The sequence below is a fragment of the Actinoplanes rectilineatus genome, assembly GCF_000962825.1.
In the GTDB taxonomy this organism is placed as follows: domain Bacteria; phylum Actinomycetota; class Actinomycetes; order Mycobacteriales; family Micromonosporaceae; genus Actinoplanes; species Actinoplanes rectilineatus.
The window spans coordinates 41,558-66,952 of record NZ_JZKF01000003.1 but is presented as its reverse complement, the minus strand read 5'-3'; the positions used below and the strand labels follow the sequence as shown (position 1 = coordinate 66,952).

The 25,395-nt window shown below is 69.9% G+C and carries 20 protein-coding genes; 13 read left to right on the top strand and 7 right to left on the bottom strand.

All coding sequences use genetic code 11. The features are described 5' to 3' along the window. Positions 1-2 precede the first annotated feature (2 nt). From WH85_RS02740 to WH85_RS02725, 4 genes are all read left to right on the top strand, one after another. On the top strand, positions 3-1,271 hold the full coding sequence (locus tag WH85_RS02740; RefSeq protein WP_045740048.1) for an ABC transporter permease: 1,269 nt from the start codon (positions 3-5) through the stop codon (positions 1,269-1,271). Positions 1,272-1,510: 239 nt separating this feature from the next. Further along, the gene (locus WH85_RS02735) at positions 1,511-2,233 is read left to right on the top strand and encodes a cytidine deaminase (RefSeq protein ID WP_045740047.1); all 723 of its coding nucleotides are present in this window, start codon (positions 1,511-1,513) and stop codon (positions 2,231-2,233) included. Then, positions 2,230-3,510 carry a thymidine phosphorylase gene (locus tag WH85_RS02730; RefSeq protein ID WP_045740046.1) on the top strand — a complete coding sequence of 427 codons (1,281 nt, stop codon included), beginning with the start codon at positions 2,230-2,232 and terminating at the stop codon, positions 3,508-3,510. Before WH85_RS02735 ends, WH85_RS02730 begins: the two co-directional genes overlap by 4 nt. 6 nt (positions 3,511-3,516) lie before the next feature. Then, positions 3,517-4,200, top strand: a complete 684-nt coding sequence (locus WH85_RS02725) for a DUF4272 domain-containing protein (protein ID WP_045740045.1) — start codon at positions 3,517-3,519, stop codon at positions 4,198-4,200. Here the strand turns inward: WH85_RS02725 and WH85_RS02720 are convergent. Then, positions 4,197-4,997, bottom strand: coding sequence for a putative RNA methyltransferase (locus WH85_RS02720; RefSeq protein WP_045740044.1), 801 nt, complete (start codon positions 4,995-4,997; stop codon positions 4,197-4,199). The two genes, WH85_RS02725 and WH85_RS02720, sit on opposite strands and share 4 nt — an antisense overlap. 26 nt (positions 4,998-5,023) lie before the next feature. Here WH85_RS02720 and WH85_RS02715 point away from each other — a divergent pair, with 26 nt between their 5' ends. From WH85_RS02715 to WH85_RS02690, 6 genes are all read left to right on the top strand, one after another. Then, a complete protein-coding gene (locus tag WH85_RS02715; protein ID WP_045740043.1) occupies positions 5,024-6,145 on the top strand; it encodes an adenosine deaminase in 1,122 nt (373 codons plus the stop codon). Positions 6,146-6,596: 451 nt separating this feature from the next. After that, positions 6,597-10,259, top strand: coding sequence for a sensor histidine kinase (locus WH85_RS02710; RefSeq protein WP_045740203.1), 3,663 nt, complete (start codon positions 6,597-6,599; stop codon positions 10,257-10,259). Beyond that, the gene (locus tag WH85_RS02705; protein WP_014447580.1) at positions 10,256-10,660 is read left to right on the top strand and encodes a roadblock/LC7 domain-containing protein; all 405 of its coding nucleotides are present in this window, start codon (positions 10,256-10,258) and stop codon (positions 10,658-10,660) included. The genes WH85_RS02710 and WH85_RS02705 overlap by 4 nt, the downstream gene beginning before the upstream one ends. A 90-nt stretch (positions 10,661-10,750) precedes the next feature. Further along, positions 10,751-11,131: a DUF742 domain-containing protein gene (locus WH85_RS02700; RefSeq protein ID WP_045740042.1), complete on the top strand. Its 381-nt coding sequence runs from the start codon at positions 10,751-10,753 to the stop codon at positions 11,129-11,131. A gap of 1 nt (position 11,132) precedes the next feature. Further along, entirely contained in the window at positions 11,133-11,720 is a 588-nt protein-coding gene (locus WH85_RS02695) for a GTP-binding protein (protein ID WP_045740041.1), read from the top strand. Between the two features lie 423 nt (positions 11,721-12,143). Beyond that, positions 12,144-12,530, top strand: coding sequence for a hypothetical protein (locus tag WH85_RS02690; protein WP_157410704.1), 387 nt, complete (start codon positions 12,144-12,146; stop codon positions 12,528-12,530). Between the two features lie 381 nt (positions 12,531-12,911). Here the strand turns inward: WH85_RS02690 and WH85_RS02685 are convergent, their stop codons facing one another. The 5 genes from WH85_RS02685 to deoC all read right to left on the bottom strand — a co-directional run bounded on the left by WH85_RS02685 (position 12,912) and on the right by deoC (position 19,389). After that, positions 12,912-15,224: a hypothetical protein gene (locus WH85_RS02685; protein WP_045740202.1), complete on the bottom strand. Its 2,313-nt coding sequence runs from the start codon at positions 15,222-15,224 to the stop codon at positions 12,912-12,914. Between the two features lie 16 nt (positions 15,225-15,240). Next, positions 15,241-16,101, bottom strand: a complete 861-nt coding sequence (locus WH85_RS02680; protein WP_045740039.1) for a hypothetical protein — start codon at positions 16,099-16,101, stop codon at positions 15,241-15,243. Positions 16,102-16,218: 117 nt separating this feature from the next. Beyond that, the gene (locus tag WH85_RS02675) at positions 16,219-17,040 is read right to left on the bottom strand and encodes an aldehyde dehydrogenase family protein (protein WP_045740038.1); all 822 of its coding nucleotides are present in this window, start codon (positions 17,038-17,040) and stop codon (positions 16,219-16,221) included. Continuing rightward, a complete protein-coding gene (locus WH85_RS02670) occupies positions 17,033-18,457 on the bottom strand; it encodes an aldehyde dehydrogenase family protein (RefSeq protein WP_045740037.1) in 1,425 nt (474 codons plus the stop codon). Before WH85_RS02670 ends, WH85_RS02675 begins: the two co-directional genes overlap by 8 nt. A gap of 5 nt (positions 18,458-18,462) precedes the next feature. Then, positions 18,463-19,389, bottom strand: coding sequence for a deoxyribose-phosphate aldolase (gene deoC / locus WH85_RS02665; RefSeq protein WP_045740036.1), 927 nt, complete (start codon positions 19,387-19,389; stop codon positions 18,463-18,465). 59 nt (positions 19,390-19,448) lie between these two features. Between deoC and upp the strand changes: the two genes are divergently transcribed. Next, the gene (gene upp, locus WH85_RS02660) at positions 19,449-20,081 is read left to right on the top strand and encodes a uracil phosphoribosyltransferase (RefSeq protein ID WP_045740035.1); all 633 of its coding nucleotides are present in this window, start codon (positions 19,449-19,451) and stop codon (positions 20,079-20,081) included. 109 nt (positions 20,082-20,190) lie between these two features. Here upp and WH85_RS02655 read toward each other — a convergent pair whose 3' ends face one another. Continuing rightward, positions 20,191-20,679, bottom strand: coding sequence for an NUDIX hydrolase (locus WH85_RS02655; RefSeq protein ID WP_045740034.1), 489 nt, complete (start codon positions 20,677-20,679; stop codon positions 20,191-20,193). A gap of 197 nt (positions 20,680-20,876) precedes the next feature. Between WH85_RS02655 and WH85_RS02650 the strand changes: the two genes are divergently transcribed. Both WH85_RS02650 and WH85_RS02645 read left to right on the top strand, forming a co-directional pair. Next, on the top strand, positions 20,877-24,389 hold the full coding sequence (locus WH85_RS02650) for a bifunctional glycosyltransferase/CDP-glycerol:glycerophosphate glycerophosphotransferase (RefSeq protein ID WP_045740033.1): 3,513 nt from the start codon (positions 20,877-20,879) through the stop codon (positions 24,387-24,389). 26 nt (positions 24,390-24,415) lie between these two features. Further along, a complete protein-coding gene (locus WH85_RS02645) occupies positions 24,416-25,351 on the top strand; it encodes a GT-D fold domain-containing glycosyltransferase (RefSeq protein ID WP_045740032.1) in 936 nt (311 codons plus the stop codon). The last annotated feature ends 44 nt before the right edge of the window (positions 25,352-25,395 follow it).

Genomic DNA, 25,395 nt, shown 5'->3' with positions numbered 1-25,395 from the left:
ACATGTCGACGGCAACTGTGGAGGAGATCGCCGAGGCCGCGGCGCCGGAACCGTTCTGGTCCCGGCAGCGCCGCCTGGGCGTGGCCCTGATCCTGATCGGCCTGCTCGCCGCCGCGCTCTTCGGTTCGCTGGCCCCGAGCGAGACCGCCCGGTTCACCCTCAGCGAGGACGCCGAGGGCGCCGCCCTGACGATCAACGGCCAGTTCGGCGCGATCCTGTTCGGTCTGATCACGCTGGCGGCCGGTGGCGCGCTGGTCGCCGGGGTGCTCAAGCGGTTCCAGAACCTGCTGCTCAGCGTCGGCATCCTGACCTTCGTCCTTTCGTTCCTGTGCTGGCAGGTGGCCGGCAAGTTCATGCCGCTGGTGGACACCACGAGCGGCACGCTGCAGCTGGCCCTGCCGCTGATCCTGGGCGCCCTGGCCGGTGTGCTGGGTGAGCGTTCCGGCGTGGTCAACGTGGCGATCGAGGGCCAGTTCCTGATGGGCGCCTTCGCCGGCGCGCTGGTCGGCACGATGGCGACGAGCGTCTGGATCGGCATGATCAGCGCCGCGGTCGGCGGTCTGATCATCGCGGCGATCCTGGCCGTGCTGAGCATCCGCTACCTGGTCGACCAGACCGTGGTCGGCATCGTGCTCAACCTGTTCGCGCTCGGCATCACCGGCTTCCTCTACGAGCGCCTGATGCAGCCCGACGCGCAGAGCTACAACACCCCGCCGATGCTGGAGAAGATCCGGATCCCGGGCCTGGCCGACATCCCGGTGATCGGCCCGGTGCTCTTCGACGCGTCGCCGCTGCTCTGGGCGGGCCTGGCCCTGGTCGTCCTGATCCACTTCGGTCTCTCCCGGACCCGGTGGGGCCTGCGGACCCGTGCGGTCGGCGAGCACCCCACCGCCGCCGACACCGTCGGTATCCGGGTGCGCGGCATGCGATACCTGAACGTCCTGACCGGCGGCGTGATCGCCGGTCTCGGCGGCGCGTACTTCACGCTGGTCGCCACCGGCAGCTTCACCAAGAACATGACGGCCGGCGCGGGCTTCATCGCGCTCGCCGCCATGATCTTCGGCCGCTACACGCCGTTCGGTGCGCTCGCCGCGGCGCTCTTCTTCGGCTTCGCGCAGAAGCTGGCGACGTTCCTGAGCGCGGTCGGCAGCCCGGTGCCCAGTCAGTTCCTGAACATGCTGCCCTACCTGGCGACGATCATCGCGGTGGCCGGTCTGGTCGGCCGGGTCCGGGCGCCGGCCGCCGGCGGTCAGCCCTACATCAAGAGCTGACGATCACCACCGTCGAGAGGGTCCGGGCCGTGGGGCTCGGGCCTTCTCGCATTTCTCGTACGCCTCCGTGAGCGTCGCCGCGGGACGGGTATGTCGGCGGCGGTGCGCCGGCCGGCGGTGTCACCACGGGACGGTTCCGGTGCGGTTGCGTGAGGTGTCACGCGTACCGCGGAAAGAGCGTGAGGAACGCACTCGGCCTGGTGATGGCGGTTTTCCGGCGGTGGGGCAGAATTTGCCGCATGGAGATCGACTGGGTGGCACTACGCGCCGCCGCCATCGAGACGATGCGGCTGGCCTACACGCCGGTGTCCGACTTCCCGGTCGGTGTCGCCGGTCTGGTCGACGACGGCCGGATGGTGGTCGGCTGCAACGTGGAGAACGCGTCCATGGGCATGACGCTGTGCGCCGAGTGCGGCATGGTGAGCTCGCTGCACGCGACCGGCGGCGGACGACTGGTGGCGATCTCCTGCGTGGACGCGACCGGCGCCCCGCTGATGCCCTGCGGGCGCTGTCGCCAGCTGCTCTGGGAGCACGGCGGGCCGGAATGCCTGGTGGAGGCGCTGCCCCGCCCGCTGAAGATGTCCGAGCTGCTGCCGCACGGCTTCGGCTGGGAGGACATCGACCGTGTCACCGGCGGCGGGGCGAAGACCGCCGACGTGCCGCCCGAGCTGGCCAGATGGCGTGGCCGGGGCACGGTCTTCGTGCACCCGGACATCTCCGGTGGTGAGACGATCTGGACCGGGTACTGGGAACGCTCGTCCGGGGAGCCGGGCACCGAGGAGACCAAGGGTGTCCTCGAGGAGGGACCGAACTTCCCGACCACGGCGGCCGCGGTCGCCTGGGGACTGGTCCGTTCGCCGCGGGTCGTGGTGGTGGATGCCGAGGGCGGCCTGTCCTGGGCTGGAGAAGGTGAGGCGCCGGAGGGGATCCCTCAGCGCTGGACGAAGGAAGACCGAGCATGAGCAGTGGATTCGCCGCAGTTGACGTGATCCGGGCCAAACGCGACGGGCACGTGCTCTCCGACGCGCAGATCGACTGGGTCGTCGACGCGTACACCCGGGGCGAGGTCGCCGACGAGCAGATGTCCGCGCTGGCCATGGCGATCCTGCTGCGCGGCATGACGCCCGCCGAGATCGCCCGCTGGACCGCCGCGATGATCGCCAGCGGGGAACGGCTGGATCTGTCCTCGGTGTCCCGGCCGACCGCCGACAAGCACTCCACCGGCGGCGTGGGCGACAAGATCACCTTGCCCCTCACTCCGCTGGTGGCCGCCTGCGGCGTGGCCGTGCCGCAGCTCTCCGGGCGCGGGCTGGGCCACACCGGCGGCACCCTGGACAAGCTGGAGTCGATCCCCGGCTGGCGGGCCCGGCTGAGCAACGACGAGTTCGTCGGCCAGCTGCGCGACATCGGCGGCGTGATCTGCGCGGCCGGTGAGGGCCTGGCACCCGCCGACCGCAAGCTGTACGCGCTGCGCGACGTCACCGGCACGGTCGAGGCCATCCCGCTGATCGCCAGCTCGATCATGAGCAAGAAGATCGCCGAGGGCACCGGCGCGCTGATCCTGGACGTCAAGGTCGGCTCCGGCGCGTTCATGAAGGACCTGGCCTCCGCACAGGAGCTGGCCCGCACCATGGTGCGGCTCGGCAAGGACAGCGGAGTCACCACGGTCGCTCTGCTCACCGACATGAGCACCCCGCTCGGCCTGGCCGTCGGCAACGCCAACGAGGTCGCCGAGTCGGTCGAGGTGCTGGCCGGCGGCGGACCGGCCGACGTGGTCGAGCTGACCCTGGCCCTGGCCCGGGAGATGCTGGCCGCGGCCGGAGTGGACGCCGACCCGGAGAAGGCACTGGCCTCCGGCGCGGCGATGGACAGCTGGCGCCGGATGATCCGGGCGCAGGGCGGCGACCCGGACGCGGCACTGCCGGTCGCGGCGCACACCGAGGAACTGCGGGCCACCGAGGACGGCGTGGTGACAGGCGTGGACGCGTACGGGGTGGGCATCGCCGCCTGGCGTCTCGGCGCCGGACGGGCCCGCAAGGAGGACCCGGTCAGCTTCGGTGCCGGCGTGCAGCTGAAGGTGAAGCCGGGCGACCGGGTCAAGGCCGGTGACGTGCTGCTCGAGCTGCGCGCCGACGACGAGTCGCGGATCCCGGTGGCGCGCGCCGAGGCCGCCGCGGCGATCACCGTCGGATCAGGGCCGACCACCTCTGTGCCGCTTCTCCTCGACCGCATAGCCTGACGCACCATGACGAAGGCCGCCCCTGATCCCCGCGCGGTTCGCGAGGCCAGTCTCGACGAGCTCGAGCGGCTCGGCCTGCCCATCCCCCCGCCCACGTTCCCGCTGGTCTGGGAGATGGGCGACACGGTCGAGCTGCGCCCGGTCGGCGAGCTGGAGGCGCGTGCCGTGGTGCTGCACGTCGTCGTGGCCCGCTGCTTCGGGATGCCCACCGAGGCGGCGATGAGCTGGCTGCTCGGCTCGCACCTGGTCGAGCTGGTCACCCCGCCGGAGTGGCAGTTCGTCGCCGGGGCCAAGGGCGATCACCGGTCGTTCGTCCTGCACCACGACGCGGTGTTCGCGCTGGCCTGGCTGCTCGGGCTGAGCCGGCACCTGGATCCCACGGTGCCGCCGGAAGAACGCATGATGCAGCAGATGCCGGACCTGCCGTCGGGGGAGAGCTTCTCGGCCTGGCGGTCCCGGTCGCTGGTCGCGGTCCGGGACGAGGCCGAGGCGGCGGTGCTGCTGGATCTGTACTACTGCCTGGACTGGGCCTTCCAGGAGTTGGAGAAGGCCGGCCGGCCGCTGCCCGGTGAGGTGGACAGCAACGCGATCGGCCAGCGGCGGTGGGCGCTGGAATGGGCGGTGGTCTTCCACGGGCCCTACCACGAGGACAAGCCGGCCGAGTGGGAGGAAGTCGACCTCTCGGTCTAGCGCCTGCGGTATGCGGATATCCGTACCGCGGTGGTGACGGTCGTGTCGGTGACGGTCAGGGTGTCGGCTTGAAGGTGGCGTGCGGAGGGTGTCATCCCGATCAGGGTGCGTGCCTCCTGCGCCGTCAGATCCGCCTTCGTCCGGATCTCTTCGCTGTCATCGAGTCGAAAGTGTTCGTCCAGGCTGTTGCCGACCCGGGCCGCCTTGTCCGGGTCGACCTGGATCAGCCCGTGTGCGCTGATCAGCTCGGTGAGATGGTCGGCGGCCGGGGTGACCACCAGCAGCACCCCGTCCGGGCGCAGCACCCGGTGGAACTCCGGGCCGTTACGGGGAGCGAAGACGTTCAGGATCACGGCGGCGCACGCGTCGGCGACCGGCAGCGGGCGCCAGAGGTCGGACAGCACCGCCGCGGCCCGCGGATGCGCGCGGGCGGCCCGGCGCAACGCGGGCTTGGAGACGTCCAGGCCGAGGCCGGTCGCGAGGGGCGAGGACTCCAGGAACCGGGCCAGATAATCGCCGGTCCCGACACCGGCGTCCAGCACCAGACCCTCGGTGGTGTGCCGGGCCAGCGCCCCGGCGATGAAGTCGTAGTGCCCGGCGGCCAGGAAACCGGCACGGTCGGCCACCATCTCGGCGGTGTCCCCGACATGCGGGAGACGGCCGGCGCTCAGATCCGCGTAGCCCTGCTTCGCCATGTCGAAGCTGTGCCCGCGCGGGCAGCGCAGCGCCCGGTCCTGCCGGCTGAGTGGTTCCCGGCACACCGGGCACCGCAGATACGGAATTGCTCCGTCGATCATCGCGGGCTTCCCTCTAGGCTCTTCTGATGGCTGGCATCGCACATTCCGACATCGTCAAGGCACCGAAGGTTCTGCTGCACGACCACCTGGACGGTGGTCTGCGGCCCGCCACCATCGTGGAACTCGCCGATGCGGTCGGCCACGAACTGCCGACCCGGGACCCGCAGCGGTTGGGCGAGTGGTTCGTCGCCGCGGCCGACTCCGGCTCGCTGGAACGGTACCTGGAGACCTTCGCGCACACCGTGGCGGTGATGCAGACCGTGGAAGGCCTGCACCGGGTCGCCAAGGAGTGCGCGCTCGACCTGGCCGCCGACGGCGTGGTCTACGCCGAGATCCGGTACGCCCCGGAACAGCACCTGGAACGCGGTCTGACCCTGGACCAGGTGGTCGAGGCGGTCGACGCCGGTTTCCGGGCCGGCAGCGCCGAAGCGGCCGAGTCGGGCACCCCCATCCGGATCGGCACCCTGATGACCGCGATGCGGCACGCCGCCCGGTCCCAGGAGATCGCCGAGCTCGCGGTCCGCTACCGCGACAGCGGCGTGGTCGGCTTCGACATCGCCGGCGCCGAGGCGGGCTTCCCGCCCACCCGGCACCTCGACGCGTTCGAGTACCTGCAGCGGGAGAACTTCCACTTCACCATCCACGCCGGTGAGGCGTTCGGCCTGCCGTCGATCTGGCAGGCGATCCAGTGGTGCGGCGCGGACCGTCTGGGGCACGGTGTCCGGATCGTCGACGACATCGACGGCACCCCCGCCGGCCCGAGCGCGGCGACCACCACCGGGGGGACGCAGTCGGCGCCGCCGGTGCTGGGGCGGCTCGCGGCGTACGTGCGGGACAAGCGGATCCCGCTGGAGATGTGCCCGTCGTCGAACGTGCAGACCGGCGCGGTCGCCTCGATCGCCGAGCACCCGATCAAGCTGCTGCACGATCTGCGGTTCCGCGTCACGGTCAACACGGACAACCGTCTGATGAGCGGGACATCGATGTCACGCGAGATGTCGCTGCTTGCGGATGAGTTCGGATGGGGCTGGACGGAGTTTCAGTGGCTCACGATCAACGCGATGAAGTCGGCATTCATCCCGTACGACGAGCGATTGGTGTTGATCAACGAGGTGATCAAGCCGGCGTACGCCAAGTTGGTGAGCTGAAGTCCGGCTTTTCACCATTTTCCCGGATAGGAACGAACGTACGTCAAAAGAAATCGACGGTCCGGCTTCGGGCCTCCGCCGTTCGGCTACACTGCCGCCTACAAAGCTGGCATAATCCGGCATCTCGCCTTGCCGATCGCAGGGAACCGAGCCATCGTTTACTGACCGCGATCGACTACGATCGGGACCCGGCCAGCCTGCGCCCACCCCCCAACGCCGCGCTGGCCGAGTGAGTGACCTTAAGAGATGTACAGCTTCACGAGCAGTGATGTCAGACCGGCGATGTCCAACTACGTAGTTGCAACATCGCGTCACACAACCGGTCCGTGTCCGCCTGCTCTTTCTCTTTGACACTTGTCATGATGGAATCTCGGGGGCCCGACGTCGGCGAGTCGGCCGTGTGCGGTGCCCGGCGAGCCGAATGCCGGGCCCGAATCAGGAGGACGGTGACGTGAGCAAGCGCCCCAATACGGCGAACGGCGTCATGTCGCGTCTGCGTCGACCTGCTGGTCGACTGCGAGACCTACCCATCTGGTCCAAGCTGGGCCTCATCATGCTGGTTCCCACCGTCGCCACGATCATCGTCGGCGTCAACGGCCTCCGGGACCACATCGACGAAGCCAGCAACGCGGAGCGCTCGCGGACCCTTGCCGTTCTGGCCAAGGAAGCAGGTGCTCTCGTCGACAACCTGCAGTCTGAGCGAACCTACGGCATCATGGTGGCCCTCTCTCAGAACGCGGACGCGAAGACCAAGGAAGCCGCGGTGAAGCTCTACAACGGCGTGCACGCCGATGTGGATTCCGCCAAGGGACCTTACGCACAGCAGAAGAGCTCTTTGGAGGACATCCCGGAAAACGTCGGCTTCCTGCTCCTTCGTCTGGACAACAACCTCACCGACCTTCCGGCGACCCGCAGCAAGGTCGCCGACGGTCAGGTCGACGAGTCCGGCGTCCGTGGCGAGTACGACAAGCTGATCGAGGACCTTCTCCAGGTCCGTGACGTCTCCGCGCAGCTCTCTGCGGACCAGGAGCTCGGCGATCACCTGCGCGCCGTGGCCGCGGTCTCCCGTGCCAAGGACTACACCGCCCAGCAGCGTTTCATCGGCCAGCAGATCGTGGCCAAGGGCGAGCTGGACAACAACCTCCGTGTCGCGTTCCTCCAGACGCAGACCGGATACGACCTGGCCTACGACACGATGACCGCGGTCGGCACCGCCGACGAGCAGGCTGTCTTCACCAACACGGTCACCGGCGCGGAGCAGGAACTGGCCGCGACGAACTACATCCTTCCGCTGATGGCGTTGCAGGGCGCGAACACCAAGAAGATCGCGTTCACCTCCCAGCAGTGGGAGGCGGCGATGAAGGGCTACAACGACCTCTTCCGTACGGTCGAGGTGCAGTTCGACGACAGCATCGTCACCGACGCCACCACCCTGCGCGACGACACCAACCGGCGAGTCCTGCTGGAGACGAGCATCCTGCTCGGCATGCTCCTGCTGGCCATCCTCTTCGCGTGGTTGGTCGCCCGGTCGATGGCCCGGTCGCTGCGCGAGCTGCGTCAGGGTGCCCTCGCGGTCGCCCAGTTCGGTCTGCCCCACGCGGTGGAGCGACTGCGTGACCCGGCGCTCTCCGCGTCGCTCACGCCGGCCCAGGTGGCCGACCAGATCGCCGAACCACTGCCGGTCCGCAGCCGTGACGAGTTCGGGCAGGTGACCGAGGCGTTCAACGCGGTTCACCTCGAGGCGGTGCGCACCGCGGCCGAGCAGGCCGCACTGCGTGCCTCCGTCGCGACGATGTTCGTCAACCTCGCCCGTCGTTCACAGATCCTGGTCGACCGGCTCATCGGTCACCTGGACCGCCTGGAGCGCGGCGAGGAGGACCCGGACCGTCTGGCCGAGCTCTTCCAGCTCGACCACCTGGCCACCCGAATGCGCCGTAACGACGAGAACCTCCTGGTCCTCGCCGGTGCGGACTCCACCCGTGTGCAGCGCGAGCCGGCTGCTCTGATCGACGTGCTGCGCGCCGCGCAGTCCGAGGTCGAGCACTACACCCGGATCGAATTCGGCATGATCGACCGGGAGATCGAGGTCTCGGCGCACGCCGTCAACGACATGGTCCACCTGGTCGCCGAGCTGTTCGACAACGCGACCGCGTTCTCCCCGCCGAACTCGCACGTCCTCGTCGAGGCGCGCCGGGTCGGCGACAACGCGATCCTCTCGGTCGAGGACCACGGCATCGGCATCAGCCGTGACCAGCTCCGCGACCTGAACGAGCGTCTGGCCAACCCGCCGACGGTGGACGTCGCCGTCTCCCGCATGATGGGCCTGGTCGTGGTCGCCCGGCTGGCCAACCGGCACGGGGTCCGGGTCGAGCTTCGGCCCGCCGACCGCGAACGCGGTACTGTCGCTGAGGTGGGTCTGCCTGTGTCCGTCCTCGCCGCCGCGGCTTCCGCCCGCGTGCAGTCGAGTGTCGGCCTCGACGCGCCCCCGCAGCAGCAGGCGATGCCCTCCTTCGGCGAGCCCCTCGCCCTGGAGAGCGGCCGGGGTGGTTTCCCGACCGGCGCTCGCCCGTTCGACCCGATGAACGGCTCCGGTGGCTTCAACGGTGGCGGCTCCAACGGCGCCGTGCCGGCCTGGTCCGACCTCACCGGTGCTGCTCCGTCCGGCTTCGCCGGGCTCAACGGCAACGGCAACGGCGGCGGCTCCAACGGTTTCGGTGGCGGTGCCCCGTCCAACGGTTTCGGTGGCGCTCCCTCCAACGGTTTCGGTGGCGGTGCCCCGTCGAACGGCTTCGGCGGCCCCCCGTCGAACGGTTTCGGTGGCGGTGCTCCCTCCAACGGTTTCGGTGGCGCTCCGTCGAACGGTTTCGGTGGCGGCAACGGCGCCAACGGTTCGGCCAACGGCTTCCACGGCCCGCGCAGCAACGAGGTCATCCCGCCGCTGCCGGCCGGCCCGGCCGGCAGCAGCCCGCAGGGTTTCGCCGGTCTCGACGAGCTCCAGCAGCGGCGCAACACCGAGTTCCAGCGTCCGGTCGACAACGACGTCAACGGCTTCGGGACCACCATCCCGCGGCAGCTGCCGCCGAGCCCCGACCAGGGCCGGAACCCGTTCGTCCCGCCGGTCTCGGCGCCTCCGGTGCCCTCCGCGCCTCCGGTGCAGTCGGCTCCGCCGGTCTCCCCGGCCGCGCCGTATGCTCCGCAGGTCCCCACGGCGTTCTCCGGACCGCCGGCCGACCAGCGCAACCCGTTCGCCTCGGCGCCGCCGGCCTGGCCGCCGGTCGCCGCGGACCGGGACGCCACCCCGCACGTGCCGGAGAACCTTTCGGCCGCGCTGGACATGACGGCCGAGATCCCGCGCTACCGCCCGGACAACTACGAGCCGCAGCCGCAGGTGGCCCCGCCCACCAACCCGCAGACCGCGCCGGTTCCGGCGTCGGCTCCGCCGGCAGCGGAGGTCCACGCGACCGCCGCCGCTCAGATCGCCCAGGCCACGGGCCGGCAGCCGGAAGGTTCCGTTCCGTTCGCCGACGAGACGATGGAGCTGCCGATCTTCCGGGAGCTCGAGTCGGCGTGGTTCACCACGGCCCGCACCGAGCCGTCGCGACCGGTCGCCTCCGGCACCGGTGACGAAGCGGTCGTCTCGCAGCGCATCCCCACGGGTGAGCCGGTCCGTGTGGCGGCACCGGCCGCCCCGCAGCAGGTGCAGCAGCCGGCCCCCGCACCCGCACCCGAGGTGCGCAGGCTCGACCCGACTCCGGTCGGCGCGCCGGCGGCGGCCCCCGCGTATGCCGGTGGTGACGGCGCTTCGGCGTCCAACCCTTGGCGTACGGCAGCAGACGACGGCTGGTCGGCCGCCGCGAAGGCAGCCGAGGCACCGGTCGATACCACGACCACGGCGGGCCTGCCGAAGCGCACGCCGATGGCTCAACTCGTCCCCGGCGGTGTCGACCGGGGCGGCACGTCCGTCCAGCGCCGCTCGCCTGAGGGGGTGCGCGGTCTCCTGTCCGCGTACCACCGGGGTGTTCAGCGTGGTCGCACCAAGGAACAATCGACCAACCTGGAGGAGACTCCAGGAGGGCAGCAGCCCTCGCAGGCTGGCAAGGAGCATGAGGCATGACATCTACGCAGGATCTCGGTTGGCTTCTGGCCAACTTTGCCGACCGCGTTCCCGGGGTCGCGCACGCGATTGCGGTCTCCGCCGATGGCCTGCTCCTGGCGGCCTCTCGGGACCTTCCGCGAGACCGTGCCGACCAGCTGGCGGCGATCGCGTCCGGCCTGGTTAGCCTTACCCAGGGCGCGGCTCGATGCTTCGAGGGCGGCGCTGTTCTGCAGACGGTCGTCGAGATGGACAACGGTTTCCTGTTCCTGATGTCCATCTCCGATGGCTCTTCCTTCGCGGTGCTCGCAGCACGCAGCTGCGACGTCGGGCAGGTGGGCTACGAGATGGCCCTCCTGGTCGACCGCGTCGGAGAGGCTCTGACCCCCGCGCCGCGTTCCGCGGCCGGGGTACTGGGCTGAATCGGCAGTGTGCCGGCACCAGTCGGCCACTGTCGGAAACTTTGGTAACCAATACACTTCGAGGGGCCGAGGGAGGGGTTGACGGTGACTATGCCCGAACGCGATGAGCCGACTGGCGCGCTGGTCAGGCCGTACGCCGTGACCCGCGGTCGGACCCGTCCGAAGCTTGAGATAGCGCTGGAAGCGCTGGTCGAGACAACCGTGCGCGGCCGTTCCGGGATAAGCCGCGGCGGGCAGGGTGGAAGCGAGCATCAGTACATCGCGGCGATGTGCGACGGCGGCCGAGTTCAGTCGCTGGCCGAGATCGCCGCACGCATGCAACTGCCGCTCGGTGTGGCACGTGTGATCGTCGCCGATATGGCCACTGATGGCCTGGTCGCGGTCTACGAGCCCACCTCGCTGGAAGACGAGACCGACGCGGTAGGCACGGAACTGCTGGAAAGGGTGCTGAGTGGACTTCGCAGGCTCTGACATGTCGCACCGTCCCGCTGCGGGACGCGTGACATCGGCGAAGATTGTCATCGCCGGTGGCTTCGGCGTCGGTAAGACGACGCTGGTGGGATCGGTCTCGGAGATCACCCCGCTGACCACTGAGGCCATCATGACCTCGGCCGGTGTGGGTGTTGACGACAACCGGCAGGTTCCGGGGAAGATGACCACTACGGTGGCCATGGACTTCGGCCGGATCAGCATCGATCGCGACCTGATTCTGTACCTGTTCGGAACCCCTGGCCAGACGCGTTTCTGGTTCATGTGGGACGAACTGGTGCGGGGCGCGATCGGTGCAGTCGTCATGGTGGACACGCGTCGGCTTGCCGACTGCTTTGCCGCCATCGACTTCTTCGAGCACCGGCGCCTGCCGTACCTGATTGCGATCAACTGCTTCGACGGCATGCAGTATCACAACGCGCAGGACGTTCGAGACGCGCTGGCGATCTCGAGCGACGTGCCCGTGGTGAGCTGTGACGCCCGCAACCGCGAATCGACGAAGAACGTCCTCATCTCCCTCGTGGAGTATGTGCTGACGATGCGTCGGACGCGCGCGGTCGCCCCCGCCTGACAGACGGTTGAAGCCCCGCTCCGCGAGTCGGAGCGGGGCTTCTGCGCGCCCGCAGACAGGTCCGTTCCGCACTCGATCACTCACTCAAGGTAACCGATCCGGTCGAGAACGGCGACCGGGCCGCGGCAGCGGTTCGGCTGCCCGCACGGTGCCTGCCCGTCCGGGAACCCGCGCCCAGCACCGGCGCCATCCGCTACGTGACACCGGGCGGCCGTTCCCGAACCAGTCCGCCCCGCGGATCTCCGGCTCATCCTCGCCGGGAGAGGCGGTCCTGTTCCGCAGGAGACGGCCCAGGAGCCGATGAGGCTCGCATAGCCCCTACACGAGGGTGTCCAGCCCCGGAACGCGCTTCACGGAGGATCTCAGCGCCCGCAGAGCCGGAAGCCTGCTCGTGTAGGCGCCCCGCCTCGGTACGTTCTCGGTATGGCAACTGCGGACGCTGACCTGATCGCGGTGACGTTGAGAGTCAGGGATTGGCTGTCGCTCATGGGTGTGATGGACAACGCCATCTCCGACGCGGTCGAAGACGGCGATCCCGACGACATCGTGCCGATTGCTGATCGGGTGCGGACAGCGGCCGGATCCAGCGCGTACGAGACCAACGACAGGCAGCTCCCGCACGACCAACTGATCAGGGTCGGACTCTCGTCATCCGACTGGCGCTTCACCCTGCGCACGCTGGCCGAATGGGCCGAAGCGGCGGAGGACGTGGCTCCCGACCCCGACCCCGACCTCCGCGGCCCTTCCGAGCGTGAGCTGATCTCCGGCATCACCGTGCAGCTACCCGCGGCATTCGCGCCGCCGGCGTAGGTGTGACGTCCAGCGGCCGGGCTCGTGGCTCCTCTCCTGTGCCTGGGAGTTCCCATGACGAATCCTGTGCCTGGGGGGTCCCATGACGAACGTTGAGCTGATCGACCGGCTGATCGAGGAGACGACCCCGGCACCTGACCGGCGTAGCGGCTGCGCCCGTCCAGGGCACCTCCCCGTGTTCGACGACTGCGGACCCGTCACGTATCCGGACCTCGGCGGGCGGTGTCGTCATGAACGGCGAGGAGGGCGGCCCGGTGCGGCCGGCTGAGCGCGACTTCGCGACCCGTACTCCCACGCCGATGGTCCCGTCGAGGAATGACGTAGGGGCGCGACCCGGTGAAGGTCGCGCCCCTACGAAACGAACTGACTGGGTGACGCCTGTCAGCGGCCGCCCAGGCCCGCATTGTTGTTGCGGTAGTCGTCGGCCGGCTGGCCGTCGCGGGTGAAGTCCCAGCCTCCGGCTGCCTCACGGCCCGGACGACCGCCCATCGCGAAGCCGCCGATCTCCTGTCCGCGACGCCAGCCGCGGAAGTAGCCGGTGGTGTGTGCGGCGATCGAGGCCGCGTCGCGGACGATGCGGACCGGGCGTTCCTCGCGCAGGGCCGTCGAGCCGGGGACCAGGTTGGCCTGGGGCACCCGTTTCGGCAGGCCGGCGTTGGTCTCGGCGGCGACGGCAGGGGTTGCCGCCTTCTCCGCCGCGCGCCAGGCGCTGTCGTTCGGGTTGGACCACTCGACGCCTTCGGGCTCTTCGGTGCCGCCGGTGAACCAGGCCGAGCGGGCCGCCGCGAAGATCAGCAGGCCTTCGTCGCCGGTGTCCGAGGAGACCGGCGGGGTGGCGCTGCGGTCCAGTGCGGTGACCTTGTTGCTGAGCACGACCGGTTCGTCGTCGACGAGGCGCAGCGGCGGGGTGGTGCCACCCCGGGTGCCGGCGCCGTTGCCTTCGGCGATGAGCCGCAGGGACGGCGGCTCTTTCGGCATGTCCTGCCACGGCGGTTTGACGCGGCTGGCGGAGGCGGGCGAGCTGATCGGGGCGGCCGCCGGCGTGGGCCGGGACGGGGGTGCCTCGTCGCCGCTGCTGTTCATCAGCGGCCAGTTCGCCCGGGATCCGGGTTCCGGGGTGTCCTGGGTGGGCCGCGGGTTGGGCATCGGCAGGCTGAAGTCGGTCGGCCCGCTGGGGGCCGTGCCGTTGGTGGCCGCCGGTGTCCGCGTGTTCGGCCGGGACGGGATGACCGTGCGCTGACGTTCGGAGCGGGCCCGGGTGAGTTCCGCGTTGGTGAGCGTCGGGCGGAACGGCTCGCCCGCCTCGGCGGGGGTCGCCTTGCCCGGCGGGGTCGACGTCGGGGCGCCGGGGATGCGGGATCCCGGGGGTGTCGACGTCGGGGCGCCGGGGAGCAGGGTGCCGGGCGGGGTCGACGACGGGGCTCCGGGGATCCGCGAGCCGGGCACCGGACGGGTCCCCGGGGTGATCGGGGTCATGCCGGGCGGGGGCGGCGGCACCGAGACCGGACGGTTGCCCGGCAGGGTGGCGCGGCCGGGCAGGCCGTTGGCGGCGGCCGGGGCGACCGGCGGGGCGGTGATCGGGTCCGGGGCGACCGGCGGTGTGGTCAGCGCCCGCGGCGTGGCCGGTCCGCTGCCGGTGGTGGCCGGTTCGGGGCGTCCGCGACGGCCGAAACGGCTGCTGTCCGAGGGCATGCCGACCGGCGGCACCGACGTGGGTTCGGCGGCCCGGCGTCCGGCGGAGCGACGGCCGAGGGCGGCGCTGAGTCCGGGCGGGGTGGCCCGGGCGTTGAGGGTGCCGACCAGGGCCGTGCAGGCGGCGTCGCTGGCGCGGACCGCGGCGATGGCCTGGCGGACCGAGTCGGCGGCTGCCGGGGCCAGCGACTTGTTGACCCCACCGCGGCGGGGTGACTCGCTGATCGCGACCTGCAGTGCGGTGACCGCGGCGATCATCTGGTCCTCGGAGCCCGCTCCGGTGCGGATCAGCTCGGCGACGATCTCCTGGGTGATCTGGGAGGTGTCGCTGCGGCCGGTGATCCGGCCCGGCTCGGGGATCGCGTCGAGGACGGCGAGGGCCAGCGGGTGGGCCGGGTCGGGGTACGCCCGGAGGGCGGCCGGATAGAGCTCACGCAGGACCTCACGCAGCGCGGTCGCGGCGGAGTTGCGTCCGACGAGCATCGCGACGTGCGCGGCCAGGACGGGTTTGTAGCTGACCAGCTCACGGGGCGTGGGCAGGTTTATCGCGGCGATCGCCCCGGCCTGCAGTGCGCGGGCCAGTCCGACGGCGCGCCGGGCGGCGGCCGGCGCGGCGATCTCCTCGGGGGAGTCGTCGTCGGAGAAGCGTTCGGCGAAGTTGTCCGCGTCGTCGTCGTCGACGACGACGAGTGGGCGGCCCGCCGCGGTGAGCAGCGAGGTGACGACGTGGTCGTCGCTGTCGGCGGCGACGGCGGCCTCGCTGAAGCCGGTCGTCCGTTCCACGAGGAGCGTGCCCAGCTGGGAGTATCCGGCAGGGTCGTCGCTGATCTCATGGACGCCGAGCAACCGGCCTGCGTCGTCCACCACGGCGATGGTCAGCGGTGCGGTCGTGGCCGATCGCACCGAATCATCAGCCGACGCCAGACCGCAGTAAACGCGCACGAGCGCCACGGCGTCGTCCTCCTCCCCGGGACTGCTGCTTCTCTCTGGCCAAGAATTGATGTTCCCCGGTAATCGGTCAGTCACGCCAGTCCACAGCGGCAGAGATCTTGCCGATGACCGAGCGCCAGCCCAGGCTGGCCTGCTGGGCGCCGATCTTCTTCAGGCGGCGGCGACCGAAGAATCCGCCCATGCCGCCGTTCTCGGCGGCGCGGAGGGACTCGTCGAGGTCGTCGAGCGGCGAGCCGGGCGACAGCGCCAGGATCACCGGCTTGAGGCGGAGTCCGTATCCCAGGTCCCGGGCCACCTCGCCGGCGGCGATGAGCAGCGGTAGGTCCCAGGTGTCGTGTCCGCCGCGCAGGTTCTCCACCACGAGGTCGAGCTCGTAACGGTCCTCCGGCCGCGGGTCGATGTCGCTCGACTGTACCCGCTCGGCCAGGTCACCCCAGGTGTCCAATTGTGCGAGATCGTGCGGAGCACCCGAACGAAGGAAGGAGACGAGCGATTCGGCGCTCTTGAACGCGAGCAGCCGGCCCTTGTGGCTGAGGAAGACGGGTACCTCCTCGTCGTCCGACTGCTTGGCGGCCTCGTCCGGCTCGTCCTCGAAGTCGGCCGGGTCGGGCTCGTCGGCGGCCTTTTCGGCGCTGTCCTTGTCCGTCTCGCCCTGGGCGAGGAGAGCTTCGTACTCCTCGTCGACGATGACCTCTTCCTCCTCCTCGGCGGCCTTGCGGCGGGCCTCGAAGGGGTCGTCCTCGTCGACCACGAGCTCGGTCGGGGTGATCTCGGACACCTTGCGGTATGCCCGCAGGGTCAGGCCCACCCCGCCGGGCAGTGCGATCTCCACCGGCTCGACTCGGACCTGCTCCCAGAGCTCACGCCCGGAAAGGCCCTCGGAGGTGGCCTCGGAGGTCGCCTCGGGCTCGTCGGACTGGCTGGTCAACTTGGACCTCCGGGTGATCTGGGGGTGGCGGGGACGGGTGAGACTCTGGGCACACACCCTAGTCGGCAACGCTGTGTGACAGCGGCCCCGTCCCTCGCGCCATTCGAAGAAGTACCGCTAGTACCCCTTCGGGTGCCAGACAGTCTTGGTCTCCAGGAGTGCGGTCATCGGCCGCAGTCCGGGGTCGGCATCGAAGCCGCTGGAGCCCGCCGGCGGGCGGATCACCCGTTTCAGGGTTCCGGCGGCGTCCCGTTCCAGTTCGGCGGCGAGTTCCCCGGGTTCGGCGCCGGTCAGGTCGAGGGCGTTGACGTCGGCGTGGGTGGCGAGCCAGGGCGCGGTCTCCGGGTACCGGCCGGTGAGGATGTTCACCACGCCGCCGGGTACGTCCGAGGTGGCCAGCACCTCGGCCAGGGTGATGGCGGTCTGCGGTTCGGGTGCGAGCACGACCGTGGTGTTGCCGGTGACGATCGCCGGGGCGATCACGCTGACCAGGCCGAGCAGCGAGGTGGGCGCGATCACGGCGACGACGCCGGTCGGCTCGGGCGTGGAGACGTTGAGGAAGGGCCCGGCGACCGGATTGGCGCCGCCGGCCACCTGGGCGATCTTGTCGGACCAGCCCGCGTACCAGACCCAGCGGTCGACGGCGGCGTCCAGCTCGTCGCCGGGCACCTTGAGCGCCTTGAACTCGGCGCGGCGGGCCTGGAGCATCTCGGCGATCCGGTACAGGACCTGCCCACGGTTGTACGCGGTCGTCCCGGACCAGCCGCCGAACGCGGCCCGGGCGGCGACCACCGCGTCGCGGGCGTCCTTGCGGGAGGCCAGGGCCACGTTGTCGCCGTTCACCACGAAGGTCCGTCCTGACTCGCTGCGCGGGAACTTTCCGCCGATGAAGAGCTTGTACGTCTTGCGGACGGTCAGGCGGGTCGACGACTTAGGCAAGGTAGGCCTCCAGACCGTGCCGGCCGCCTTCACGGCCGTACCCCGACTCCTTGTAACCGCCGAACGGCGACGCCGGGTCGAACTTGTTGAAGGTGTTGGCCCAGATCACGCCGGCCCGGAGACGGCCGGCGACGGCGAGGATCCGCGATCCCTTCTCCGACCAGATCCCGGCGGAGAGCCCGTAGGGGGTGTTGTTGGCCTTCTCGACGGCTTCGGCCGGGGTTCGGAAGGTCAGCACCGACAGCACCGGTCCGAAGATCTCCTCGCGGGCGATCCGGTGGGCCTGGGTCACCCCGGTGAAGATCGTCGGGGCGAACCAGAAGCCCCGGTCGGGCAGCGGGCAGTCCGGCGACCAGCGTTCCGCGCCCTCCGCTGACCCTATTTCCGACAATTCGGTAATGCGGGCCAACTGCGCGGCGGAATTGATCGCGCCGACGTCGGTGTTCTTGTCCAGCGGGTCACCGACGCGCAGGGTGGTCATCCGGCGTTTCAGCGCGGTGAGGAAGTCTTCGGCGACGGATTCCTGCAGCAGCAGCCGTGAACCGGCGCAGCAGACGTGCCCCTGGTTGAAGAAGATGCCGTTCACCACACCCTCGACCGCCTGGTCGATCGGCGCGTCGTCGAAGACGATGTTGGCGGCCTTGCCGCCCAGTTCGAGCGTGACCCGCTTGCCGGTGCCGGCCACCGCCGCGGCGATCTCCCGGCCGACGTCGGTCGAGCCGGTGAAGGCCACCTTGTCGACGTCCGGGTGCCGTACCAGGTGGGCCCCGGTCCCGCCCGCGCCGGTCACGATGTTGACCACACCCGCCGGCAGTTCGGCCTGCCGGCAGACGTCGGCGAAGAACAGCGCGGAGAGCGGTGTGGTCTCGGCCGGTTTGAGCACCACCGTGTTGCCGGTGGCCAGCGCGGGCGCGACCTTCCAGGCCAGCATCAGCAGCGGGAAGTTCCACGGGATGACCTGTCCGGCCACCCCGACCGGGCGCGGATCCGGGCCGAAGCCCGCGTACGCCAGCTTGTCCGCCCATCCCGCGTAGTAGAAGAAGTGTGCCGCCACCAGTGGCAGGTCGACGTCGCGGGACTCCCGGATCGGCTTGCCGTTGTCCAGCGACTCCAGGACGGCCAGCTCACGGGACCTCTCCTGGATGATCCGGGCGATCCGGAACAGGTACTTCGCCCGTTCCGCCCCGGGCAGCGCGGACCACGTGGTGAAGGCGCGCCGGGCGGCGGCGACCGCGCGGTCCACGTCCTCCGGGCCGGCCGCGGCGACCTCGGCGAGCACCTCCTCGGTGGCCGGGTTCACGGTCGGGAAGGTGCCGCCGTCCTTGGCGGGTTCGAACGCGCCGTCGATGAACAGCCCGTAGCAGGAGGCGAGGGAGACGACGGAACGGGACTCCGGTGCGGGTGCGTACGAGAACATCGGCCTCAGTCCAGGGTGACGTAGTCCGGGCCGGCGTAGTGGCCGGTGGCGATCTTGGAACGCTGCATCAGCAGGTCGTTGAGGAGTGAGGACGCCCCGAACCGGAACCAGTCCGGGCTGAGCCAGTCGGAGCCGGCCGTCTCGTTGATCAGCACCAGGTACTTGATCGCGTCCTTGGTGGTCTTGATGCCGCCGGCCGGTTTCACCCCCACCTGGCGCCCGTGGCGGTCCCGGAAGTCACGGACCGCCTCCAGCATGACCAGCGTGATCGGCAGGGTGGCGTTGACGGCGACCTTGCCGGTGGAGGTCTTGATGAAGTCGGCCCCGGCGAGCATGGCCAGCCAGGAGGCGCGCCGCACGTTGTCGTAGGTGGCCAGCTCGCCGGTCTCCAGGATCACCTTGAGATGGGCGTCACCGGCGGCCTGTTTGACCGCGACGATCTCGTCGGACACCGCCCGGTAGTCGCCGGCCAGGAACGCGCCCCGGCTGATCACCATGTCGATCTCGTCGGCGCCGGCCGCGACCGCGGCCCGGGTGTCGGCCAGTTTCACCTCGAGCGGCGCCTGGCCGGACGGGAAGGCGGTGGCGACGCTGGCCAGGTGCACCCCGGAGCCGGCGAGCGCGGCGGCGGCCACCGGCACCATCGAGGGGTAGACGCAGATCGCGCCGACCGAGGGGCAGGACGGGTCGGTGGGGTCCGGCCGGATGCCCTTGGCGCAGAGGGCGCGCACCTTGCCCGGGGTGTCGGCGCCTTCCAGGGTGGTCAGGTCGACCATCCGGACGGCCAGGTCGATCGCGGCGGCCTTGGCGTCCGCCTTGATCGAGCGGGTGGCCAGCATCGCGGCCCGGGCCTCCACGCCCACCTCGTCGACGCCGGGTAAACCGTGCAGGAAGGCCCGAAGGTCAACCGGAGTGGTCGCCGTCACAGTCATGAAACCGATTCTAAGCAGGCCGCCGACTGTTGACCTTGGGTCAACGGTAGGTTGGGCCCGTGGACGTCCTTGTCGTAGATCATCCGTTGGCTCAGACCCGGCTCACCGCGATGCGCCGTACCGAGACCGAGTCCGGCGTCTTCCGCGCCTCGCTGCACGAGCTGACCACGATGGTGGTCTATGAGGCGGCCCGGCTCTTCGCCGTCGAGAAGTACCGCATCGAGACGCCGGTCGCGCCCACCGAGGGCACCCGCCTGGCGAACCCGCCGCTGATCGTCCCGGTGCTGCGCGCCGGTCTGGGCATGGCCGACGCCGCGCTCGGCCTGCTCCCCGAGTCGTCGATGGGGTTCGTCGGTCTGGCCCGTGACGAGGAGACGCACGAGCCGCGGGCCTACATGGAGTCGCTGCCGGCCGACCTCACCGGCCGGCCGGTGCTGGTCCTCGACCCGATGCTGGCCACCGGCGGCTCGCTGCTGCACTGCTGCAAGCTGCTCGCCGACCGTGGCTGCACCGACATCATCGTCTGCTGCGTGCTGGCCGCGCCGGAGGGCGTCGAGCGCCTGAAGGACTCGGGTCTGCCGCTGCGCCTGATCACCGCGTCGATCGACGAGGGTCTCAACGAGAAGGCCTACATCGTCCCCGGCCTCGGTGACGCCGGCGACCGCCAGTTCGGCGGCATGCGCCGCTTCTGATCCACCCCGCGGTGCCCGGGCCGGGCGTTCCGCTTCCTCCTTCTTCTCTTGTACGCGCGGAGCGCCCCGATCCTTCTTCCGAGGCGATCGGGGCGCTCCGTGCGTACAGTCAAAGGGTGTGGTAGTTCCAGCCGACCGCCTTGCCGTCGGCGAAAGGCATCACGCCGTGGAACACCCGGGGTTCGTCGTCGAAGACCAGGGGCAGGAAATGCCGGTCCGACTCCCACATCGGCACCCGTCCGGCCAGCACCTCGTCGATCTCGATCCAGTGCAGGCTGCCCTCGGGGTTGTCGGTGTGCGGCGTGCCGGCCCAGGCGGAGATCCGGAACAGGAACCCGAACCAGTTCTCCCCGTCGCGCCCGAATCCGGGCCAGGAGATGGTGCCGGCGAGCGTGATCTCCTTGCACTCGATGCCGGCCTCTTCGAGGATCTCCCGTTCCAGTCCGGCGACGATGTCCTCACCGGGTTCGAGCTTGCCGCCGAGGCCGTTGTAGTAGCCGTAATGGAGATCGTCGGGGCGGGTGTCGCGGCGGATCATCAGGATCCGGCGGCGATCGGGGGAGAGGACGTAACCGAGCGTCGCGACGATGGCCTGCACGCTGTCAAGGCTAGAACATGCGGGCAGGTGACAAATCCCCCACTGACCTGCATACGGTGATGAACGGTACTCACATCGGGGGTTTCCGGTCTGCTAACGTTCGCCGGACAGCCGGCGCATAGAGTATTCGCTCGGGTCACGCCTGAGTACAGATCGCCGTCCCCGTTCCCGGGCATTGAAATCAGGAGGGTCACGGGATGGATTCCGTGCTGAGCGTCGTCGTCCCGATCTACAACGTGGCGGCCTACCTCGATGAATGCTTGGACTCGATCGCCGCTCAGTACTACTCGAACCTTGAAGTGATCATGGTCGACGACGGGTCGACCGACGAGAGTGGCGAGATCGCCGCGCGCTTCGCCGATCGTGACTCTCGGTTCAAGTTGGTGACGAAGGAGAACGCCGGCCTGGGTGCCGCGCGCAACACCGGTGTCGAGCACGCGACCGGTGAGTTCCTGATGTTCGTCGACAGTGACGACGTCGTGCCGCCGGCCGCCGTCGAGCTGCTGATCGCCTCGATCTCCGAGACCGGCTCCGACTTCGCCTCCGGCAACGTGATGCGCCTCAACAGCAAGGGCGTGCACCAGTCCGCCCTGCACCGCGCCGCGTTCGCCACCACCGTGCTGCGCACGCACGTCAGCAAGCAGTCCAACCTGATGGACGACCGCACCGCGTGGAACAAGGTGTTCCGCCGCTCGTTCTGGGACCAGCACAAGCTGGCCTTCCCGGAGGGCGTGCTCTACGAGGACACCCCGGTCACCGTGCCCGCGCACGTGCTCGCCAAGAGCGTCGACGTGCTCGACGTGCCGGTCTACTACTGGCGCGAGCGCGAGGGCCAGAGCAAGTCGATCACCCAGCGGCGTGACGAGGTCCGCGGCTTCATCGACCGGCTGGCCGGCGTGGAGCAGGTGAGCCGGTTCCTGGCCAAGCGCAAGCAGCACAAGATCAAGCGGATCTACGACGCCTCGGCGCTGGCCGGCGACCTGATGATCTTCATGCGTGAGCTGCCGAAGGTCGACGACGAGTACCGAAAGATCTTCCTGGACGGCTGCAACCGCTTCCTGGACACCGTCGACCCGCGGGTCTTCGACGAGCTGACCGCCGCCCAGCGGGTGCTGTGGCGGCTGGTCGCCAACCGGATGATGCCCGAGCTGCTGGAGATGATCCCGACCGTCCGGTCGCGGCACCGCATCGTCCGCAAGGGCCTGCGGCGGTACCACAAGCTGATGTTCCTCGAGGAGCGCCTGCCGAACGTGCCGCGCACGCTCTTCCTGGCCGGCACCCCGCGCCCGCGGACCCGGCTGCACGACGCCCAGTGGCGCGAGAACAAGCTGGTCCTGCGCGGCCACGCGTTCATCCCCGGCCAGGCCGCCGCGCACGCCTGGACCACCACACGACTGCTCTGGCTGCGCGACGCCGAGGGCCGCCGCACCAAGCGCCAGCCGCTGTCGAACCAGAAGTGCCTGGACGCCTCGGCGGTGCACGGCAGCCAGACCATCTCCTACGACTGGTCCGGCTTCGAGGCCGAGATCGACGTGCAGGCGCTGCGCGGCGACGACGGCAAGTGGCACGACGGCATCTGGACCGTCGTGGTGGGCGTCCTCGGACTGGGCCAGAAGAGCAAGGGCCCGCTGACCGTCGGCGAGCACGCCAACCCGGTCCGGCTGACCAGCATGTACGTCGACAAGGACGTGCGGATCACCCCGGTCGTCACCAACGGCAAGTTCCAGCTGCACGTGGAACACGTCGGCGCCCGGATCACCGGCGGCTCGCTGGAGGGCGACGCCATCGAGATCCGCGGCGAGGTGACCGGCGCGAACCGCAAGCCGGCCACCGCCCGCCTGTCGCGCACCTCGGGCATCGTCTGGCACAGCTACCCCGTCGAGATCCAGGGCGACAAGTTCGCGTTCCGGGTGCCGGTCGCCGACCTGCAGGAGCCGGGTGTCGAGACGGCGCAGCTGCTGCCCGGCGAGCCGGGCGAGCGCTGGGACGTCGAGCTCTCCGCCGGCGACGACCACAGCGCGCCGATCCGGCTGGCCCTGCACGACTACTTCACGTTCCCCCCGCAGTACCTCGACCACCGCACGGTCACCCTGGTCTCCGACCGCAAGGGTCACCCGGTGCTCACCGCCCTGCCGTCGATGCCGGTGATCACCGGCGTCACCGCGGCCGGTGGCGGGTTCCGGCTCAGCGGCACCCTGCCGCCGCAGGGCGACTGGAGCGAGTTCCAGCTCGTCGTGCGGTACTCCAACGCCCGCGAGACGCGGTACTTCCCGGTCGTCGTCGACGGCGACACCTGGCAGCTCGACCTGGACCCGTTGCAGGTGCCGAGCTTCGGCTGGAACATCCGGCTGCGCGTCGGCACCTGGGACCTCTACCACCGGGTCGGCGAGGACGGGCCGGTCGCCCCGCTGCCGCTGGCCGCCGCCGCGATGGAGAACCTGCCGCTGTCGCACCCCACCGACCAGCAGCGGGTCACCCTCGAGTGGTACTACCCCGACCAGCGGGCCCTGGTCCGGGTCCGGACCGCGCTGACCGACGAGGAGCGCGGCAAGGCGAACGGCTACCGCAGCCGCACCGAGTTCTACCCGCGGATGCGCAAGGCGCCGCTGCGCGACGTCGTGCTCTACAACAGCTTCACCGGCCGGCAGTACTCCGACAGCCCGCGCGCGGTGCACGAGGAACTGGTCCGCCGGGACCTGCCGCTCGGCCACCTGTGGGTGGTCACCGACGGCCAGGCCGCCATCCCGGACAGCGGGCGGGCCGTCGGCCTGTGGCGCCGGGAGTGGTACGAAGCCCTCGCCACCAGCCGGTACATCGTCACCAACCAGCACCTGCCCGGCTGGTTCGAGCGCCGCCCCGGCCAGGTCGTGATCCAGACCTGGCACGGCACCCCGCTCAAGCGGATCGGCTTCGACATCGAGGACCTGCACTTCGCCGACAAGCAGTACTTCGAGAAGCTCGAGAACGAGTCGAAGAACTGGAGCCACCTGGTCTCGCCGAACACGTTCAGCACGCCGATCCTGCGGCGGGCGTTCCGGTTCCCCAACGAGATCCTCGAGGTCGGCTACCCGCGTAACGACGTGCTCTTCCTGGAGGGGGAGAAGCGGGACGCGATGGTCGCCGACGTGCGCCGGCGGATCGGCCTGCCGGACGGCAAGAAGGTCGTGCTGTACGCGCCGACCTGGCGTGACGACGAGTACTACCGCGGCGGCTCGTACAAGATGACGATGATGCTGGACCTGGACGACGCCCGGGAACGGCTCGGCGACGACCACGTGCTGCTGGTCCGCCGGCACCCGAACGTGGTGGACCCGATCCGCGGCGCCGGCAACGGCTTCGTGTACGACGTGTCCACGTACCCGGACATGGCCGACCTGCTCGCGGTCACCGACGTCCTGATCACCGACTACTCCTCGGTGATGTTCGACTTCGCCGCCACCGGACGGCCCATGCTGTTCTTCACGTACGACCTGGAGAACTACCGGGACAACCTGCGCGGCTTCTACTTCGACTTCGAGTCCGAGGCGCCGGGCCCGCTGCTGAGCACCTCCGACGAGGTCGTCCAGGCGATCCGGGACGCCGATCAGGTTCGCGGTCGGTACGCGACCCAGTACAAGGCGTTCGCGGAGCGCTCCAGCGACCTCGACGACGGGCATGCCGCCTCGCGACTCGTCGATGCGATGCTGGATGCTGGTCGCAAGATCAGTTGATAGCCACCGAATTCGAGGGACGTCCAGTGTTTCGTGAGGTCTTCAAGTCCGAAGCCGAGAAGGCCGCGGAGGCCCAGGCAGCCGAGGAGAAGCGCAAGGCCGCCGAGAAGCGTAAGGCCGCCGAGCGCAAGCGCCACGACGAGGACCGCAAGATCCTCACGGACATCCGCTGGGAGCTGCGGGAACAACGGAAGTACCTCGAGCTCTTCCGGGTCCTGGCCACCAAGGACGTCGTCGACGACGTGACCGCCTTCACCACCGAGCGGCAGCTCGGATTCGAGGAGACGGTGCAGCGCCTCATCACCGAGCGGGTCAGCTTCACCCGCTTCGGCGACGGCGAGTTCAAGACGATGCTGCGCTCGGACTTCAACCTGAAGTTCCAGCCCTGGTCGCCCGCGCTCGCCTCGGACCTGCGTGAGGTGCTGCGCTTCGACGGGTTCGACGAGAGCCGGCTGATGCTCGGCTTCCCGTACCCGTACCGCAACCTGCACTGGTCGGGCGTCTGGGCGGACATCTGGCACGAGGTGAAGCCGCTGCTGAAGCCGGGCATGACGTTCGGCAACAGCCACGTCTCCCGGCCGATCTTCTTCCAGCAGCTCGGTCAGCGCGGCGCCGACATGTGGCGGCAGGTCTGGCAGGACCAGGACATCTGCGTCATCACCGGGGAGAACTCGCGGTTCACCCTGGCACCGCAGCTGTTCGACAACGTGAAGAGCAGCTCGTTCCTCTACTCATTGCCGGTCAACGCGTATTCCGACCTGCCCCGCCTGATGAAGGTGCTCGAGGACGAGGACCCGAACAAGCTCTATCTGGTGTCGCTCGGCCCGGCGGGCACGCTGGTCAGCGCCTGGCTGTCCCGGATGGGCCGGTGGGCCGTCGACGTGGGTCACATCAGCGACAGCTGGTCCAACGTCTTCGACGGTGGGGCCTGGCCCGAGACGCTGGGTGTCCAGCGGAAGTGACCGACCTGGGGATCGGACCCCGTGACCGGGCGCACTATCGTTGC